Here is an 18,968-nt window from a genome sequence, read left to right as displayed (position 1 = left end):
GATGGGGCTTTTTTTTGCCTGTCATTCAGTGGGGGTGCGATGTCGCGAACGCGGGAGTTGCTGATAGCCCAGACCATACTACAGGGGTTTGATGCCCAGTACGGCCGCTTTCTGGAGGTGACCGCCGGTGCCCAGCAGCGCTTTGAGCAGGCTGACTGGCACGCCGTCCAGCAGGCGATGAAAAAACGTATTCACCTCTATGATCACCATGTGGGGCTGGTGGCGGAGCAGCTGCGCTGCATGACCCGTGACCAGGCCACAGACAGCGACTTTCTGCTGCGGGTAAAAGCCCACTACACCCAGCTTCTGCCGGACTATCCGCGTTTTGAAATTGCGGAAAGTTTTTTTAATTCAGTCTATTGCCGGTTATTTGACCATAAAGCGCTGACCCCGGAGCGGCTGTTTATCTTCAGCTCCCAGCCGGCGCACCATGCTCAGCAGCATACCCGCCCGTTAGCGAGAGATTTTTACCCGGGCAATAACTGGGCGCAGACCCTCAACCGCCTGCTGACGGATCTGCCGCTGCGCCTGCCGTGGCAAAATAAAGACCGCGATATCGGGTATATTATCGCCCACCTGGAAGAGGTGCTGGGCCCCCGGGGCCTGAACACCAGCCACCTGCAGATATACAGTGAGCTGTTCTACCGTAACAAAGCCGCCTGGCTGGTGGGAAAGCTGTTCACCCCCACCGGGGTTTTGCCGCTACTGATGCCGCTACACCGCAGCGATGCCGGGGAACTGTTTATTGATACCTGCCTGACCACCCCGGAAGAGGCCAGTATCGTATTCGGCTTTGCCCGCTCCTATTTTATGGTCTATGCCCCGCTACCGGCGGCCACGGTCGAGTGGCTGCGGGAGATCCTGCCGGGGAAAACCACCGCCGAGCTGTATATGGCTATCGGCTGCCAGAAGCACGGTAAGACCGAAATTTACCGGGAATACCTCAACTATATCGCCCACACCGACGAGCAGTTTATCGAAGCCCCCGGGGTGCGCGGCATGGTGATGCTGGTGTTCACGCTGCCGGGCTTTGACCGGGTGTTTAAGGTTATCAAAGACCACTTCGCCCCCCAGAAAGAGATGAGCGCCGCCCATGTGCGGGCCTGCTATCAGCTGGTGAAAGAGCATGACCGGGTAGGGCGCATGGCCGACACTCAGGAGTTTGAAAATTTTGCCCTCGACCGGCGGCAAATCAGCCCGGCCCTGCTGGCGCTATTCCGGCAGACCATTCCCGAAAAACTGCGCTTTTCAGGAGAGCAGGTAATAATCAGCCATTTGTATATTGAGCGGCGGATGGTGCCGCTCAATCTGTGGCTTGAGCAGGCTTCCCCCGATCAGAGGCGCGATGCCATTGAAGAGTACGGCAATGCCATCCGCCAGCTGGCGGCGGCCAATATCTTCCCGGGGGATATGCTGTTTAAAAACTTCGGGGTTACCCGTCATGGCCGGGTGGTGTTCTACGATTATGACGAAATCAGCTACATGACCGAGGTTAACTTCCGGGATATTCCGCCAGCGCGCTACCCGGAAGATGAACTGGCCAGCGAGCCCTGGTACAGCGTGGCGCCGGGAGATGTCTTCCCGCAGGAGTTTCGCCACTGGCTGTGTGCCGATCCCCGGGTGGCCCCGCTATTTGATGAGATGCACGGAGAGCTGTTCCGGGCCAGCTTCTGGCGGGCACTGCAACAGCGCATCCGCGACGGTCACGTTGAAGATGTCTATGCCTACCGGCGCAGGCAGCGGTTTTGTGTCCGCTATGCCTGCCGCCCGGAGGCTAGCGAACCCCGCCCCAGGCAAGCGTTACCTCTTTTGCCGCCCGGATAACCAGCGCCCCAAGCTCGGTGACGCGATCATCGGTAATGCGGGAGACCGGCCCGGAAATGGAGATGGCCGCAAACGGAAGGTGGTGCTCATCAAAGATACAGGCCGCAATACAGCGCAGCCCCAGGGCGTGCTCTTCGTCATCAAAAGAGTAACCGCGCTTGCGGATCTGGGCGAGGTCCTCTTTAAGGTGCACCGGTGAGACCAGCGTTGCGTGCGTATAGGCGTGCAGCCCTTTACGGTGCAGCAGGCCGGAGACCTGATCGTCGCTCAGGTGCGCCAGAAAGGCTTTACCCGCCCCGGAGGCATGCATCGGTAATTTACCGCCGATCGGGGCCGACATCCGCATCAGCTGGGTACACTGCACCTGATCGACAATAATCGCTTCGTGATCGCTGTGATCCAGCACCGCCAGGTTGACCGTCTCGCCGGACTCCTCCATCACACTGCGCAGAATAGGGTGCACAATCGCCAGCAGGTTACGGCTTTGCAGAAAACTGCTGCCGACAATAAACGCGTGGGCGCCAATGGTCCAGTGGCCCAGATCACCCACCTGGCGCACAAACCCCTGCTGCTGCATGGTGGTCAGCAGGCGGTGGGTGGTGGAGTTAGGCAGCCCGGCCTGCTGGGCCAGATCGGTCAGCGCAACGCTGCCGTGGGATTCTGCAATCGCTTCCAGCAGTTTTAAGCCACGGGTCAGAGACTGCACCTGCCCGGCAGATTGCGGGGCAGCGGCGGCGGCAGGGCGGGGTTTCTTCCCGCGTTTAACGGGAACGGCAGCGACCATAACAGACTCCTTTTTCTGTATCGTGGAAATCATTTTCGTTTTATTTGGCGATAATGCAACCCGGCGGCCACTGGTAGGAGCAGTATCCTGAAGATGTCTCACCTTTTGTCGCTTTTACCACCTGTTAACTTATGCCAGTATGGATAACCGGCTTTTCGCCCGGGTGGACAGGTAGAGTGGAGTGACAGTGAGTAATAAAACAGAAAAGCTGCACCAGCAGCTGGCACAACGCATTTTGGTCCTGGACGGTGGCATGGGCACCATGATCCAGGGGTATCGTCTGGATGAGCGCGCGTTTCGCGGGGAGCGGTTTGCCGACTGGCCCTGCGATCTGAAAGGCAACAACGACCTGCTGGTATTAACCCAGCCTGAGATCATTACCGCCATTCACAACGCCTATTTTGAGGCGGGCGCGGACATCATTGAAACCAATACCTTTAACTCTACCACTATCGCCATGGCGGATTACCAGATGGAATCCCTGTCGGCGGAGATTAACTACGCCGCTGCGCGTCTGGCCCGGGAGTGTGCCGACGCGTGGAGCGCCCGGGAGCCGGAAAAACCCCGCTATGTGGCCGGGGTGCTTGGCCCGACCAACCGCACTGCGTCTATCTCCCCGGATGTGAACGACCCGGCCTACCGGAATATCACATTTGATCAGCTGGTGGCTGCATACCGGGAATCCACCCGGGCGCTGGTCGAAGGCGGGGTAGATCTTATCCTGATTGAGACCGTCTTCGACACCCTGAACGCCAAAGCGGCAATCTTTGCCGTGGAAACCGAATTTGAAGCGCTGGGCCAGTCCCTGCCGGTGATGATTTCCGGCACCATTACGGACGCCTCCGGCCGCACCCTGTCCGGCCAGACCACTGAGGCGTTCTACAACTCCTTACGCCATGCGGGGGCGCTCTCCTTTGGTCTTAACTGCGCCCTGGGGCCGGATGAGCTGCGCCAGTACGTGGCAGAGATGTCGCGCATTGCCGAATGCTACGTGAGCGCCCACCCCAACGCCGGGCTGCCCAATGCCTTTGGTGAATACGATCTGGATGCCGACACCATGGCCGCCCAGGTCAAAGAGTGGGCGGAATCCGGCTTTCTGAATATCGTTGGCGGCTGCTGCGGCACCACACCGGCCCATATTGCCGCCATGAGCCGCGCCGTGGCCGGGGTCGCCCCCCGTAAGCGGCCAGTATTACCGGTGGCCTGCCGCCTGTCCGGGCTGGAGCCGCTGAATATTGGTGAGGACAGCCTGTTTGTTAACGTGGGGGAGCGGACCAACGTTACCGGCTCCGCGAAATTTAAGCGGCTTATCAAAGAAGAGAAATACAGCGAAGCGCTGGATGTGGCCCGCCAGCAGGTGGAAAACGGCGCCCAGATCATCGACATCAATATGGATGAAGGGATGCTGGACGCAGAAGCCGCCATGGTGCGCTTCCTGAACCTGATTGCCGGTGAGCCGGATATCGCCCGGGTGCCGATTATGATCGACTCCTCCAAATGGGAGGTTATCGAAAAGGGGCTGAAGTGCATCCAGGGGAAGGGCATCGTTAACTCCATCTCCATGAAAGAAGGCGTCGAAGCCTTTACAGAGCACGCAAAGCGGGTGCGCCGCTACGGTGCGGCCATGGTCGTCATGGCCTTTGACGAGCAGGGCCAGGCGGATACCCGGGAACGTAAAAGAGAGATTTGCACCCGGGCTTACAACATCCTGACCCGGGAAGTGGGCTTCCCGCCGGAAGATATCATCTTTGACCCGAACATCTTTGCCGTGGCCACGGGGATTGAAGAGCATAACAACTACGCGGTGGACTTCATCGGCGCCTGTGAGGACATCAAGCGCGATCTGCCCCATGCGCTGATTTCCGGCGGTGTGTCTAACGTGTCGTTCTCGTTTCGCGGCAATGACCCGGTGCGCGAGGCGATCCACGCGGTGTTCCTCTACTACGCCATCCGTAACGGCATGGATATGGGGATCGTGAACGCCGGGCAACTGGCGATTTATGACGATCTCCCCGGCGAACTGCGCGATGCGGTTGAAGATGTGATCCTCAACCGCCGCGACGACGGTACTGAGCGCCTGCTGGCGCTGGCGGAAAAATACCGTGGCAGCAAAACGGACGAGGCCGCCAATACCCAGCTGGCGGAATGGCGCAACTGGGAGGTGAAAAAACGGCTGGAATACTCGCTGGTTAAAGGGATCACCGAGTTTATCGAGCAGGATACCGAAGAGGCCCGCCAGCAGGCCGACCGCCCGATTGAGGTTATCGAAGGGCCGCTGATGGACGGCATGAACGTGGTGGGCGACCTGTTTGGTGAGGGCAAAATGTTCCTGCCCCAGGTGGTGAAATCCGCCCGGGTAATGAAGCAGGCGGTGGCGTATCTGGAGCCCTTTATCGAGGCCAGTAAAGAGAAAGGCCAGAGCAACGGCAAAATGGTGATTGCGACGGTAAAAGGCGATGTGCATGACATCGGTAAAAATATCGTCGGGGTGGTATTACAGTGTAATAACTACGAAATTATCGACCTCGGGGTGATGGTCCCGGCTGAGAAAATCCTCAAAACCGCCCGGGAGGAAAACGCCGATCTGATTGGGCTTTCCGGCCTTATCACCCCGTCGCTGGATGAAATGGTCCATGTGGCAAAAGAGATGGAGCGCCAGGGCTTTACCATTCCGCTGCTGATTGGCGGGGCCACCACCTCCAAAGCCCACACGGCCGTAAAAATTGAACAGAACTACAGCGGCCCCACGGTCTACGTGCAGAATGCCTCGCGCACGGTGGGGGTGGTGTCGTCGCTGTTGTCCGCCACCCAGCGGGATGACTTTATTGCCCGCACCCGTAAAGAGTACGAAACGGTGCGCACGCAGCACGGGCGCAAAAAGCCCCGCACGCCACCGGTTACCCTGCAGGCCGCGCGGGAGAACGACTTTGCCTTTGACTGGGAGAGCTACACCCCGCCGGTGGCGCACCGTCTGGGTGTGCAGGAGGTAACCGCCAGTATTGAGACGCTGCGTAACTATATCGACTGGACCCCGTTCTTTATGACCTGGACCCTGGCCGGTAAGTACCCGCGTATTCTGGAAGATGAAGTGGTCGGGGAAGAGGCTCAGCGGCTGTTTGCCGACGCCAACGCCATGCTGGATATGCTCAGCGAAACCAAAGCCCTCAACCCGCGTGGCGTGGTGGGGCTGTTCCCGGCCAACCGGGTCGGGGATGATGTGGAGATCTACCAGGATGAGACCCGTACCCGGGTGCTGGCGGTCGGCCACCATCTGCGCCAGCAGACCGAAAAAGTCGGCTACGCGAACTACTGTCTGGCGGATTTTGTCGCCCCGCGCCACACCCGCAAAGCGGACTATATCGGCGCCTTTGCGGTGACAGGCGGGCTTGAGGAAGACGCGCTGGCAGACGCCTATGAAGCCCGGCACGATGACTACAACAAAATCATGGTCAAATCGGTGGCGGACCGGCTGGCGGAAGCCTTTGCCGAATACCTGCATGAGCGGGTGCGTAAGGTGTACTGGGGGTATGCGCCAACGGAAAACCTCAGCAATGAGGCGCTGATCCGCGAGAATTACCAGGGGATCCGCCCGGCACCGGGCTACCCGGCCTGCCCGGAACATACCGAGAAGGAAACCATCTGGAAACTGCTCGACGTGGAAGCCCGCATCGGGATGAAGCTGACCGAATCCTGCGCCATGTGGCCGGGGGCGTCGGTATCTGGCTGGTACTTCAGCCACCCGGAAAGCAAGTATTTCGCCGTGGCGCAGATCCAGCGCGATCAGGTGGAAGACTATGCCCGGCGCAAAGGCATGAGCCTCGCAGAGGCCGAGCGCTGGCTGGCGCCCAACCTGGGGTATGATGCCGATTAATCGCTGAGGGTCACCGGCACCGCCGCACTGGCGGTGCTGTCACAAATCCGTCATATTTTCTGCCGTGGGGCGCAGTTGCGCTCCTTTAGCTGACCCGTTCTTTTGTTCTGCCCCTTATAATTCAGGTTAATGGTTAATTATTTGTGACTTATATGTCATCGCTTTAGCCCGTTTCTTACCGTATTCTGCGTATCAGACGGGTATGGTTGTTGGTTCAGGGACATTGAAAGAATAAGGAGTACGTGTGCTAACCCTATTACACCTGCTTTCGGCTGTATCACTGCTGGTTTGGGGAACGCATATCGTGCGCACCGGAGTGATGCGTGTTTTTGGCGCCCGGCTGCGCAGTGTGCTGAGCCAGAGTGTGGAAAAAAAACCGCTCGCGTTTTGTGCCGGTATCGGCGTAACGGCGCTGGTGCAGAGCAGCAACGCCACCACCATGCTGGTGACCTCGTTTGTGGCCCAGGATCTGGTGGCGCTGACCCCGGCGCTGGTGATTGTCCTCGGGGCGGATGTGGGGACCGCGCTGATGGCGCGGGTGCTGACGTTTGACCTGTCCTGGCTGTCGCCGCTGTTGATCTTTATCGGGGTGATTTTTTTCCTTGGCCGGCGCCAGACCCGGGCAGGGCAACTGGGGCGCGTGGGGATTGGCCTCGGGCTGATTCTGCTGGCGCTGGAGCTGATAGTGCAGGCGGCCACCCCGATAACCCAGGCCTCTGGCGTCAAAGTGATTTTCGCCTCACTGACCGGCGATATCATGCTCGATGCGCTGATAGGCGCCGTGTTTGCCGTGATCAGTTACTCCAGCCTGGCCGCCGTATTGCTGACCGCAACCCTTAACGCAACCGGGGTTATCTCTTTTGATGTGGCGCTGTGCCTGGTTATCGGCGCGAACCTGGGCTCTGGCCTGCTGGCCATGCTGAATAACAGCACCGCCAATGCCGCCGCCCGGCGCGTTGCGCTGGGCAGCCTGCTGTTTAAGCTGGTGGGCAGCCTGGCTATCCTGCCGTTTATCCACCTGATAGGCAGGGCGCTGCATAACATTGCCCTGCCGGAATCAGAGCTGGTTATCTATTTCCACGTCTTCTATAACCTGATCCGCTGCATTGTGATGGTGCCCTTCGCGGAGCCGATGGCGCGCTTTTGCCGCCGGGTGATTCAGGAGCCCCCAGAACTGGACGATAGCCTGAAACCTAAATATCTGGACCCCTCCGCGCTGGATACCCCGGCACTGGGGCTGGCTAACGCCGCCCGGGAGACGCTGCGCATCGGGGATACGACCGAGCAGATGCTCGACGGGCTGTATAAAATCATGCACGGCGAGCCGCGCCAGGAGAAGGTGCTGCGCAAGCAGGCGGAAGATATTAACGTGCTGTACACCGCCATTAAGCTCTATCTGGCGCGTATGCCCAAAGATGAGCTGGCGGAGGAAGAGTCCCGGCGCTGGGCAGAGATTATTGAGATGTCGCTTAACCTTGAGCAGGCTTCCGATATTGTTGAGCGCATGGGCAGTGAAATTGCAGATAAATCTCTCGCGGCGCGGCGGGCCTTCTCGGTTGAGGGGCTAAAAGAGCTGGATGTGCTCTATGAGCAACTGCTGAGCAATTTACAACTGGCCATGTCGGTGTTCTTCTCCGGTGATGTGCCCAGCGCGCGGCGCCTGCGGCGCAGCAAGCACCGCTTTCGGATTATGAACCGCCGCTACTCCCATGCCCATGTGGACCGGCTGCATCAGCAGAACGTGCAGAGTATTGAAACCAGCTCCCTGCACCTGGGGCTACTGGGGGATATGAAGCGCCTGAACTCGCTGTTCTGCGCTGTGGCTTACAGCGTGCTGGAGCAGCCCGATGACGACGACGAGCGCGAAGCCGACGGATAATGCCCGCCAGTTACCGGCGCTCCTCAGGGGGCTGCCGGTTTTACAGTCAGCTGGATCCCCAGGGCGTTCAGCACCGCCAGGGTGCTTTTCAGGGTGGGGTTGCCCTGGTCGCTGAAAGAGCGATACAGCTGCTCCCGGGATAGCCCGGTCTGCGCGGCTATTTTTGTCATGCCTTTTGAGCGGGCGACCACGCCCAGGGCCCGGGCAATGTAGGCGGCATCTCCGGTGGCCAGCGCATCAGCCATAAATGCGGCAATTTCCTGAGGATTCACCAGCGCATCGGCCGGATCATAATGGGTCAGTCTGGTCATCATTGTGCTCCTGTTCTGTGGCCCGGCGCCGGGCCTGGTGGTACGCCATGGCAATATCGTGCCGTTGTGTGGTTTTATCTCCACCACACAGCAGGATGATAATACTGCTGCCGGTGGGTTTAACGTAGATGCGGTATCCCGGGCCGTAGTGGATCCTGAGTTCATAGATCCCATGCCCTACAGGCTGGATATCCCCGCCAATACCATTTGCCAGCCGGAATAACCGGGCGGCTATCAGTGTTCTGGCCCGGTTATCTCTGAGCTTCCCCTCCCAGCGCCGGAAGGCGTCTGTCTGTAAGAGTGTTTTCACTACAGGCTCCTTGTATTTTATAAAATACATTTATTGTGTTTTCAAGTTTAAAAAATGAACATACTGAGGAGCAGGTAGTGGGCAAAGGCTGAGCGCGCAAAGCCTGAAAAGGGCACGCAAAATTGCGCTTACGGGAGAAATATTGATTTACGGCCTGTTTTTTTACTGAGCCGGTGATAATCATAAAAAAACGTCAGAAGTATCGCCATTAATGGACAATTAACGGTATATTTCGCCTTTACAGGAGAAACTATGCTGTCCACACCAACAACCCGTTTAAACAAATACATCAGCGAGAGCGGAATTTGCTCGCGCCGCGAGGCTGATCGTTACATCGAGCAGGGCAATGTTTTTATTAACGGCAAACGCGCGACCATCGGCGATCAGGTGGCCCCCGGGGATACCGTCAAGGTTAACGGCCGTCTGATAGAGCCCCGCGATGCCGACGATCTGGTGTTTATCGCGCTGAATAAACCGGTGGGTATTGTCAGCACCACGGAAAGTGGTGAGAAAGACAATATTGTGGACTTCGTGAATCACAGCCAGCGTATTTTCCCCATCGGGCGGCTGGATAAAGACTCGAACGGGCTGATTTTCCTGACCAACCACGGGGATCTGGTCAATAAGATCCTGCGCGCCGGTAACGACCATGAAAAAGAGTATCTGGTTACCGTCAATAAACCGGTAACGGACGATTTCATTCGCGCCATGGGGGCCGGTGTGCCGATCCTCGGAACCGTGACCAAAAAGTGCCGGGTAGAGAAAGCGGGGCCCTCTTCGTTCCGCATTACCCTGGTTCAGGGGCTGAACCGCCAGATCCGCCGCATGTGCGAATATTTCGGTTTTGAGGTTACAAGGCTTGAGCGCACCCGGATTATGAACGTCAGCCTGAACGGCATCCCCCCCGGGGAGTGGCGCGATCTGACGCCGGACGAGCTCAGCGATATATTTAAACGGATTGAGAATTCGTCATCGGAATCCCGGGCAAAGTCCAGACCGAAGGCGAAACCCAAAACGGCCGCGGCGAAAAGCACAGGCACCGCCAGCGCCAGACCGGCCCGTAAAGCCGGGCAACCGGCAACACAGGGCCGCCCCGGCGGCTCGGGCAAGCGCTTTACCCAGCCGGGACGTAAGAAAAAAGGCCGTTAATCCGCCGCTGCTAGCGCCTGCCGCGGTTCGCCGTTGAGGTGCTGGCAGACCAGGAAAAGGTGCTGCTGGCATCGGGTTTATAGGCCTGCTTTTTCTTTGCCTGGCGGGCTTTTCTGGCGTCGGCTTCGCGCTGAATCATCAGCTTGTCGATATACTCTTTTTTGACCCGGTTGGCTTCGCTATTGGTCAGGGTTCTGCCGTGGGCTATCCGCTCACGGTCAAGCAGGGTTTTCAGTTCGCGCTGTTCGGCGTCGGTCATCTCTTTTTGGGTAATACGTTCAAGTGCCATCGGCGGGCCTCGCTCAAGTGGGGGTAACCGCAGTGTACGGCAATATGGCCGCCAGCACCGCCGTTAACCCCATAAAAACGCCGCTTAGCCGTTACGGGGCTGAGATTTTACCGGGCAGGCCGGTTCTTTGCCCGCCGGTTTCCCGGACCAGTAACCCGCCAGCAGGGAGCCGGACAAGTTGTGCCACACAGAAAACAGCGCACCGGGCAGAGCCGCCAGCGGAGAGAAGTAAATTTTCCCCAGCGCAGCCGCAAGCCCGGAGTTTTGCATCCCCACCTCAATGGCCAGCGTCCGGCAGGTTGACTCATCAAACCCGAAGAGCCGCCCGCCCCAGTAGCCCCCCAGCAGACCAATCGCGTTATGCAGGATCACCGCCACAATCACCACCGGGCCCACCGCGGCAATATGACCGGCGCTGCCTGCCACCACCGCACTGATAATCGCGAGAATACACAGCATGGAGAATGCCGGTAACCCGGGCTCCAGGGTGTTCACCAGGCGCGGGAACAGATGGTGAATCACCAGCCCAAGGGCAATAGGGATCACCACAATTTGCAGAATGCTCAGCAGCATTCCCCAGACATCAACCTGGATATGGGCATCGACATACAGCCGGGTGAGCAGCGGGGTCGCCACCACGCCCACCAGCGTGGATATGGAGGAGATCGTCACCGAGAGCGCCACATCGCCCCGGGCCAGGTAAATCATCACGTTAGAGGCTGTACCGCTGGCCACACTGCCCACCAGTACCATCCCGGCACTGAGATCCGGGGGCATCTTAAAGGCCAGCGCCAGCACCCAGGCCGCCAGCGGCATCACCAGGTAGTGAAGGAAGATACCGGCCGCGACCGGTGCCGGGCGCGACAGCACCCGTTTAAAATCGCTGAGCCGCAAATGCACCCCCATTGCGAACATCACCAGCATCAGCAGGGGGCTTATCCAGGGGCTGATGGCGGCAAAAGGGGCGGGGGTGGACCAGGCAATCACAGAGAGCAGCAGCGCCCAGGCAGGGAACAGCCGGGTAAAGGTGGCGAGCATGATAGTTTCCTTGCAGATGATAGTGTTGTGTTGGTTATTCCGGCCAGTGTCGTCCTGGCTCTCACTACTGTTTATCGTGTGCAGAAAAATTATTCAATGCCATCGTGCCGGGAGGGGGCAAAACGGACGGGGCAGACCGGCGGCCTGCCCCGGGGGGATTATTGCTCGAACAGATTACGGTGCAGCTTACTGACCACGTTTTCTGCCTCGGTGCCGGGCACCAGGAAGCAGAGGTTGTGGCTGGAGGCGCCGTAGCAAATCATCCGGATATTAAACGGCTCCAGCACGCCAAACACCTCTTTGCCGACACCGCTGGCGCGGGATAGGTTATTGCCGATAAGCGCCACCAGCGCGAGCCCTTCTTCCACCTCGACCCGGCACAGGGAAGAGAGCTCCGTCAGCAGGCTCTGGGTCAGCAAGGTATCGCCCACGGCGGTTGAGCCGGTGGTGTCGAGCGTCAGCGCCACGCTCACTTCTGATGTGGTAATCAGATCCACAGAAATACTGTGGCGCGCCAGAATGCCAAACACCTCCGCCAGGAAGCCGCGGGCGTGCAGCATATTCAGGCTGTGCAGGGTGAGCAGGGTCTGGTTACGGCGCAGCGCCAGGGCGCGAAACAGCGGCGGATTTTCGGTAGAGGCGCACACCAGGGTGCCGCCATCGGCCGGGGTGCGGCTGGAGCCCACAAACACCGGAATATTGCTGCGTACTGCCGGTAACAGGGTGGCCGGGTGCAGCACTTTAGCCCCGAAGGTGGCCATTTCTGCCGCCTCTTCAAAGCCAATCTCATCAATGCGTTTCGCCGCCGGAACAATGCGCGGATCGGTGGTGAAAATGCCGGTGACATCGGTCCAGATATCGACCCGGTCAGTGCTCAGCGCCTCGCCCAGCAGGGCGGCGGTGTAGTCGCTGCCCCCGCGCCCGAGCGTGGTGGTGCGGCCTTTGTCCTCGCAGCCAATAAAGCCCTGAGTGATCACCAGAGACTCCGCCATGCGCGGGGCCAGCTGTTGTTGGGCCAGTACCGACAGGGCAGCCAGATCCGGCTCGGCGCGGCCAAAGCGGTCGCTGGTGCGCATCACTTTGCGCACATCAAACCACTGGGCGTTTACCCCGCGCTCGCGCAGCACTTCCACGAACAGCAGTGTGGAGATTAACTCCCCGTGGCTGACCAGCTCGTCGGTTAATGCCGCAGAGGTTGCCAGGGCGGCGGCCTCGGCCAGGGTGGCGATATTATCCAGCAGCCGGTCGACCTCTTCGCGGATCACGGTCGGGTTTTGCAGGCGCGCCAGAATACGGTGCTGAATATGGCGGATAGCGTCGAGCTTTACCTCACGCTCGGCGGCGTCCAGCCCTGCGGCCAGCGCCACCAGATAATTGGTGATCCCCGCCGAGGCAGACAGCACCACCAGGCGCACGTGTGAGTCAGATAATACAATGTCAGCGCTGTGGCTCATGGCCTCATAGTCAGCAACACTGGTCCCGCCAAATTTGGCAACTACGGTACGTGAATGTGTGTTGGTCATAACAACCTCGTGTCAGGGGAGCCATTTGGGATGGCATTCATTTTCAGCCTTGGCACAAGGGAAGAGCGGAAAACAGGGGGCAGACGTAGAGCGCGAACGGCTACGGTACACCCAGAAGCGCCCCACCTTGTATACCCCGGAGCCGCCGGTCTTAACCGGTTGCCGGGGTATGAAATGTCCGACTGCCGAACATTTCTGGTGACAGCCCAGGGGATTCAGCCCCTGCAGCCGATAGCCTGCCGCGCCCGTGGCAGTTTACCTCGGCGCCGCTCCCCCTTCTGTGCCGTCCCGGGATGGGCTCCTCGGGCACAGTACCTGGGCGACGCGCCTCTTCTGGCTTACACAATTTGTATAAGTAGGGGTACAGAGATAATTCGGAATGAGACGGTTGTCAATATCGCCGCTTCGCTCAGTCGCTAAACTGGCCGGTCGCCGGGGCGCAATTTCCGGGAAATGGCATAAAAATCCTCACAACCGGGAGCAGGGGCGCTACAATCGAGTCCGGTTACAATTCTCAATTTACAAGAGTATTGCTATGAAAAACATCAACCCAACCCAGACTGCCGCATGGCAGGCGCTCCAGAAACATTACGCTGAAATGAAAGAGGTAAAAATCGCTGACCTGTTTGCGCAGGACGCGGATCGTTTCAGTAAGTTCTCCGCCACCTTCGACGATCTGATGCTGGTCGACTTCTCCAAAAACCGTATCACCGAAGAGACGCTGGCGAAACTGCAGGACCTGGCGAAAGAGACGGATCTTAGCGGGGCAATTAAGTCGATGTTCTCCGGTGAAAAGATCAACCGTACCGAAGATCGCGCCGTGTTACATGTGGCATTGCGTAACCGTAGCAATACACCGATTGTGGTCGACGGCAAAGATGTGATGCCGGAAGTCAACGCGGTGCTGGAGAAGATGAAACACTTCTCTGAGGCGATTATCAGCGGCAGCTGGAAGGGCTACACCGGCAAGGCCATTACCGACGTGGTAAATATCGGGATTGGCGGCTCTGATCTCGGGCCGTTTATGGCAACCGAAGCGCTGCGCCCTTATAAAAACCACCTGACCATGCACTTTGTCTCTAACGTGGATGGTACGCATATTGCTGAAACCCTGAAAACCCTTAACCCGGAAACCACCCTGTTCCTGGTGGCCTCCAAAACCTTTACCACCCAGGAAACCATGACCAACGCTCACAGCGCCCGTGACTGGTTCCTGGCCTCTGCCGGTGATGCAAAACATGTGGCTAAGCACTTTGCGGCCCTGTCCACCAACGGCAAAGCGGTGAGCGAGTTCGGCATTGATACCGCCAATATGTTTGAGTTCTGGGACTGGGTCGGGGGGCGTTACTCTCTGTGGTCCGCTATCGGGCTCTCCATTGTGCTCTCCGTGGGTTATGACAACTTCGTGCAGCTGCTGAGCGGCGCTCACGCCATGGACCAGCATTTCGCCCACACCCCGGCTGAGCAAAACCTGCCGGTACTGCTGGCGCTGATTGGCATCTGGTACAACAATTTCTTTGGTGCGGAAACTGAAGCGATTCTGCCCTACGATCAGTATATGCACCGCTTTGCGGCCTACTTCCAGCAGGGCAATATGGAGTCTAACGGTAAATACGTTGACCGTAATGGCCACAAAGTGGATTACCAGACCGGGCCGGTTATCTGGGGTGAGCCGGGCACCAACGGCCAGCATGCCTTCTACCAGCTTATCCACCAGGGGACCAAACTGGTGCCGTGCGACTTTATCGCCCCGGCCATCAGCCACAACCCGCTTACCGATCACCACCCGAAACTGCTGTCTAACTTCTTTGCCCAGACCGAAGCACTGGCCTTCGGGAAGTCCCGGGACGTGGTTGAGCAGGAGTTTCGCGATCAGGGTAAAGATCCGGCCCAGCTGGGTAACGTGGTGCCGTTTAAGGTCTTTGAAGGCAACCGCCCGACCAACTCCATTCTGCTGCGTGAGATAACCCCGTTCAGCCTCGGGGCGCTGATTGCGCTCTATGAGCATAAAATCTTCACCCAGGGGGCGATTCTGAATATCTTCACCTTCGACCAGTGGGGGGTTGAGCTGGGTAAACAGCTGGCAAACCGCATCCTGCCTGAATTGCAGGACGATAAAACCATCGCCAGCCACGACAGTTCAACCAACGGGCTTATCAACCGCTATAAATCCTGGCGTGCCTGATTAGGCTATTTCAGCGCTGCCCGTTGGGTGGCGCTGTTTGTTGTTTGTGTAAAAAATGTAGATATGGATCACATTTTTGACGTATACAGAAGGCTCACCCCCTGAGCATGAGGTGCTGTATGACGTCGATATCCCGCCCGAGGGTGGAGCTGGTCTCTACCATTTTGCAGTCTGTACTGAATATCGGCCTGGCAGCGCTGGCGCTGATTCTGGTGATTTTCCTCGGCAAAGAGACGCTACACCTGGCGGATGTGCTGTTTACGCCCGGTGAGCAGGCCAGTAAGTACCAGCTGGTGGAAGGGCTGGTTATCTATTTCCTCTACTTCGAATTTATCGCCCTGATTGTGAAGTATTTCCAGTCCGGTTTTCACTTTCCGCTGCGCTATTTTGTCTATATCGGCATTACCGCCATTGTGCGGCTGATTATCATCGACCACAGCGCCCCGCTGGATGTGCTTATCTATTCCGGGGCGATTCTGCTGCTGGTTATCACGCTGTGGATCTGTAACAGCAAGCGCCTGAAGCGGGAATAATCACGATAAAAAAGTTCATTGCATTTAAGCGTGGCGGCTGAAGCCTTTTCCCAAAAGGTGATTTGTGAGAATAGCGATTCTCGCCCGCTTCAGATTCGGACATATGAACGCCCGGTGAACGGGTTCCGCTCCCCGACGATGGGCACTCATATGTTGTGTGCGGAACCTGGTCGCGTTCCAGGAGGGGGGGCCGGCCCCCTCCTGGAGACCTCGCCGGCCCGCGGTCAATCGCCGCTGCGCGGTTCGCTGCAACTCCGGCTTGCTCTGGCGGACCAGTCAGGATTATTCGCCTCATCCATGAGGCTCACCCCTCCGGGGCCAGCGCAAGCGCTGTTTAACATTGTTCCTGACAATGTTATGCGGCATCCATGCCTCAACCTTCCTTCTGGCTGCCATCCTGGCAGCCAGTCCTTGAGCCGCACCTGCGTTTTCGCCGATTGCCTTTATGCGGGGATTTAACACCCTCGCGGCCATTAACTGACATTCAGCGGCATTTCAGCCGCTGAAACTGTTTTGTTTTACCGCAGGGGTTTTCCAGTCCCGCGTAAAAGAAATACCGGAGGTCGGGGAGCGGAACCTTTTCACTAAACGTACATAGACCAGATCCCGGCACAATGCCTGAAGCGCCTGCGAATCGCTATTCTCACAAATCACCGTTTGGGCAATATCACGCTAACCCGCGATGAACCAAAAAAAGCGGCCCGGAGGCCGCCAAATGCTCTTAACGGGTAAGAGCCAATCGTTGGGTTATAACAAGCAGTGGCAGCCAGTTATCCTTTTACGCCCCCCGCCGTCAGGCCGCCCACCAGCCAGCGCTGGGCCAGCAGGAATACGGCGGTGATCGGAATGGCCGAAAGCACGGCGGCGGCGGCAAAATCGCCCCACAGGTAGTTTTGCGGGTTGAGATACTGCTGCATGCCCACCGCCAGGGTGTAGCTGTTGACATCGCGCAGCAGCAGAGAGGCCACCGGCACCTCGGTAATGGCGGCAATAAACGACAGGATAAACACCACCGCCAGAATAGGCACCGACAGCGGCAGCAGTACCAGGCGGAACGCCTGCCACGGGGTGGCACCGTCCAGCGAGGCGGCCTCTTCCAGGGAGCTGTCGATCGTTTCAAAATAGCCTTTGATGGTCCACACGTGCAGCGCAATCCCCCCGAGGTAGGCAAAAATCACCCCGCCGTGGGTATTCAGGCCGATAAACGGAAGGTACTGACCAAGGCGGTCAAACAACGCGTACAGGGCCACCAGCGAGAGCACCGCCGGGAACATCTGGAAAATCAGCATCCCCCTGAGCAAGGTGGCCTTACCCGGAAAGCGCATCCGGGCGAAGGCGTAAGCGCAGGTGGTAGAGAGCGCCACAATCCCGATGGCGGTGATCCCGGCGATTTTCACCGAGTTCCACAGCCACAGCAGCACCGGGAAGGGGGGCGGGGTGACCCGGCCATCGGCATGCTCCACACTGAAGCCCAGCGCCAGGCGCCAGTGCTCCCAGGAGATCTGATCAGGAATAATGCTGCCGGTGGCGAAGTTTCCCGGGCGCAGCGAGATGGTCACCACCATCAGCAGCGGGAACATAATTGCCGCGATAAACAACAGCAATAACAGATGCGTGATAAACAGGCGCATTTTCTGTGATTTGGGTTGAACCATAGCCATAATCTGCAAACTCCTTTGTATGGTCGCGGGCTTAATCAAATTTCATGCGGGTGGCTTTCAGGTTGACGATAGCCAGAGCCCCCACCAGCAGGAAAATCAGGGTGGCGATAGCCGCCGCCAGACCGAAGTCCTGACCGCCGCCGCCTTCAAAAGCGATACGGTAGGTGTAGCTCACCAGCAGGTCGGTATACCCGGCCGGGGTGGTGGTGCCCAGCCGGTCCGGGCCGCCGTTGGTTAACAGCTGAATCAGCACAAAGTTGTTAAAGTTAAACGCGAAACTGGCGATCATCAGCGGGGTCAGCGGCTTAATCAGCAGCGGCAGGGTGATTTTAAAGAAGTTCTGCAGCGGGCCGGCACCGTCCATGGCCGAGGCTTCGTACAGGTCGTCCGGAATCGCCTTTAACAACCCCATGCACAGGATCATCATGTACGGATACCCAAGCCAGGTATTGACGATAATAATCATCGTCCGGGCGGTGACCGGGTCGCTAAACCAGGCGGGTTTGATGCCAAACAGGGCGCTGAGCATCATGTTGATTTCACCAAAGCTCTGGTTAAACAGCCCCTTGAAAATCAGAATCGAAATAAACGACGGCACCGCATAAGGCAGGATCAGCAGCACCCGGTACAGGGCTTTGCCTTTCAGGGCCTCCCACTGGACCAGACAGGCGAGGATCATCCCCACCGCCACCGTGAGGATCACGGTCAGTACCGAGAAGACAACCGTCCAGACAAATATTGCGAAGAAGGGCTTCTGGATGCCTTCATCGGTAAAGACGCGCACAAAATTATCCCAGCCGATGGTCACCGTGTACCCCGGGCTGAGCTGCTCACCGGCCCAGCTGCCGTCGGCGTTTACGGATTCGTAGAAACCGGTATGGCTATTCGGGCGGTATTGGGTGTGCGTCTGGTTGTTGGTCAGGGTGTTGTCAGCATCCAGGCGATACAGCGCCCGGGTGGCGGAAAACTGGCGCAGTGAGCTCATTACCAGCTGCTCCTGAGCGGGCAGCTCGGCCACCAGCTGGTTCAGGGCCTGGCGGTTCTGGGTGATCACCCGCAGGCTGGCTTTTTCGCCGTCAGGCAGCCCGGCAGCTTCCCGGAGGGCCAGATGCTGCTCGCCCCCGGGGGTAAAAGATTCAGACACATAATATTTACCGCTGGCAGTGTCGGTCAGCGCCAGCTGCCATTTATCACCGTCGGCATAGAGGGCGAACGGATAAGTGGCCCCCGCCTGGTACTGGCGGCTCATTAAGACGTCCCGGGCGCGTTCGAAGGTCAGCTGGTTGGTGCTGCTGTAGTTGGTAAAGGCGATGGCAATCGTGCAGATAAGCGGGAACAGGACAAACAGCCCCATACCGGCCATTCCCGGGTAGACATAGCGCCAGGCGTAGGCTTTACGGTTGGCGAAAATATACAGGCCCGCAGCGCTGAGGATAAGCGTCATAATGGCGAACAGGTACTCCCCCCGGGCGTACATTAAAACAATCAGGTAGCCAACCAGCAGGCTGAGTAAACCAATAACCGACCACTTTATTGCTTCACTGTTCCACCAGTGGTTTTTTCTCGTCACATCCATGGGGTATCCCTCTACGACAACGGAACAAAGAGTGA

Annotated in this window: 14 protein-coding genes and 1 riboswitch; of the genes, 6 read left to right on the top strand and 8 right to left on the bottom strand. The window is 58.2% G+C overall.

Annotated elements, in window-relative coordinates; all coding sequences use genetic code 11:
* Positions 1–39 precede the first annotated feature (39 nt).
* Positions 40–1,824, top strand: a complete 1,785-nt coding sequence (gene aceK, locus EBL_RS17880; protein WP_002445429.1) for a bifunctional isocitrate dehydrogenase kinase/phosphatase — start codon at positions 40–42, stop codon at positions 1,822–1,824.
* Here aceK and iclR read toward each other — a convergent pair.
* Positions 1,775–2,608, bottom strand: coding sequence for a glyoxylate bypass operon transcriptional repressor IclR (gene iclR / locus EBL_RS17875; protein WP_002445427.1), 834 nt, complete (start codon positions 2,606–2,608; stop codon positions 1,775–1,777). The two genes, aceK and iclR, sit on opposite strands and share 50 nt — an antisense overlap.
* Before the next feature lie 187 nt (positions 2,609–2,795).
* Between iclR and metH the strand changes: the two genes are divergently transcribed.
* A complete protein-coding gene (gene metH / locus EBL_RS17870) occupies positions 2,796–6,479 on the top strand; it encodes a methionine synthase (RefSeq protein WP_002445425.1) in 3,684 nt (1,227 codons plus the stop codon).
* 244 nt (positions 6,480–6,723) lie between these two features.
* Positions 6,724–8,358, top strand: a complete 1,635-nt coding sequence (locus EBL_RS17865) for a Na/Pi cotransporter family protein (protein WP_002445423.1) — start codon at positions 6,724–6,726, stop codon at positions 8,356–8,358.
* 23 nt (positions 8,359–8,381) lie between these two features.
* On the opposite strand, the gene EBL_RS17860 is transcribed toward EBL_RS17865, so the two are convergent.
* Both EBL_RS17860 and EBL_RS17855 read right to left on the bottom strand, forming a co-directional pair.
* Positions 8,382–8,669 carry an addiction module antidote protein gene (locus tag EBL_RS17860; protein ID WP_002445421.1) on the bottom strand — a complete coding sequence of 96 codons (288 nt, stop codon included), beginning with the start codon at positions 8,667–8,669 and terminating at the stop codon, positions 8,382–8,384.
* Positions 8,647–8,979 carry a type II toxin-antitoxin system RelE/ParE family toxin gene (locus EBL_RS17855; protein WP_002445419.1) on the bottom strand — a complete coding sequence of 111 codons (333 nt, stop codon included), beginning with the start codon at positions 8,977–8,979 and terminating at the stop codon, positions 8,647–8,649. Before EBL_RS17855 ends, EBL_RS17860 begins: the two co-directional genes overlap by 23 nt.
* A 252-nt stretch (positions 8,980–9,231) precedes the next feature.
* On the opposite strand from EBL_RS17855, the gene rluF reads away from it, so the two are divergent.
* Positions 9,232–10,128: a 23S rRNA pseudouridine(2604) synthase RluF gene (gene rluF, locus EBL_RS17850; protein WP_002445417.1), complete on the top strand. Its 897-nt coding sequence runs from the start codon at positions 9,232–9,234 to the stop codon at positions 10,126–10,128.
* Positions 10,129–10,138: 10 nt separating this feature from the next.
* Here the strand turns inward: rluF and EBL_RS17845 are convergent, their stop codons facing one another.
* From EBL_RS17845 to lysC, 3 genes are all read right to left on the bottom strand, one after another.
* A complete protein-coding gene (locus EBL_RS17845; RefSeq protein WP_002445414.1) occupies positions 10,139–10,417 on the bottom strand; it encodes a YjbD family protein in 279 nt (92 codons plus the stop codon).
* Between the two features lie 84 nt (positions 10,418–10,501).
* Positions 10,502–11,455 (bottom strand): ketopantoate/pantoate/pantothenate transporter PanS, encoded by a 954-nt coding sequence (panS, locus tag EBL_RS17840; RefSeq protein WP_002445411.1) that lies wholly within the window; start codon positions 11,453–11,455, stop codon positions 10,502–10,504.
* Between the two features lie 158 nt (positions 11,456–11,613).
* Complete coding sequence (gene lysC / locus EBL_RS17835) at positions 11,614–12,978, bottom strand: lysine-sensitive aspartokinase 3 (RefSeq protein ID WP_002445409.1); 1,365 nt, start codon at positions 12,976–12,978, stop codon at positions 11,614–11,616.
* A 107-nt stretch (positions 12,979–13,085) separates the two neighbouring features.
* Positions 13,086–13,319: riboswitch (Lysine riboswitch) on the bottom strand.
* A gap of 194 nt (positions 13,320–13,513) precedes the next feature.
* Here lysC and pgi point away from each other — a divergent pair.
* On the top strand, positions 13,514–15,163 hold the full coding sequence (gene pgi, locus EBL_RS17830) for a glucose-6-phosphate isomerase (RefSeq protein WP_002445407.1): 1,650 nt from the start codon (positions 13,514–13,516) through the stop codon (positions 15,161–15,163).
* A 119-nt stretch (positions 15,164–15,282) separates the two neighbouring features.
* Entirely contained in the window at positions 15,283–15,696 is a 414-nt protein-coding gene (gene psiE, locus EBL_RS17825) for a phosphate-starvation-inducible protein PsiE (protein ID WP_002445406.1), read from the top strand.
* 770 nt (positions 15,697–16,466) lie between these two features.
* Here the strand turns inward: psiE and malG are convergent.
* Together malG and malF are read right to left on the bottom strand one after the other, a co-directional pair.
* Positions 16,467–17,357 (bottom strand): maltose ABC transporter permease MalG, encoded by an 891-nt coding sequence (gene malG, locus EBL_RS17820; RefSeq protein ID WP_002445232.1) that lies wholly within the window; start codon positions 17,355–17,357, stop codon positions 16,467–16,469.
* A 31-nt stretch (positions 17,358–17,388) separates the two neighbouring features.
* Positions 17,389–18,933, bottom strand: coding sequence for a maltose ABC transporter permease MalF (gene malF, locus EBL_RS17815; RefSeq protein ID WP_002445231.1), 1,545 nt, complete (start codon positions 18,931–18,933; stop codon positions 17,389–17,391).
* Positions 18,934–18,968: the final 35 nt, after the last annotated feature.

This window comes from Shimwellia blattae DSM 4481 = NBRC 105725 (genome assembly GCF_000262305.1).
In the GTDB taxonomy this organism is placed as follows: Bacteria; Pseudomonadota; Gammaproteobacteria; order Enterobacterales; family Enterobacteriaceae; genus Shimwellia; species Shimwellia blattae.
The sequence above is the reverse complement of the archived record's forward strand: the minus strand, read 5'-3'. Positions and strand labels throughout refer to the sequence as shown.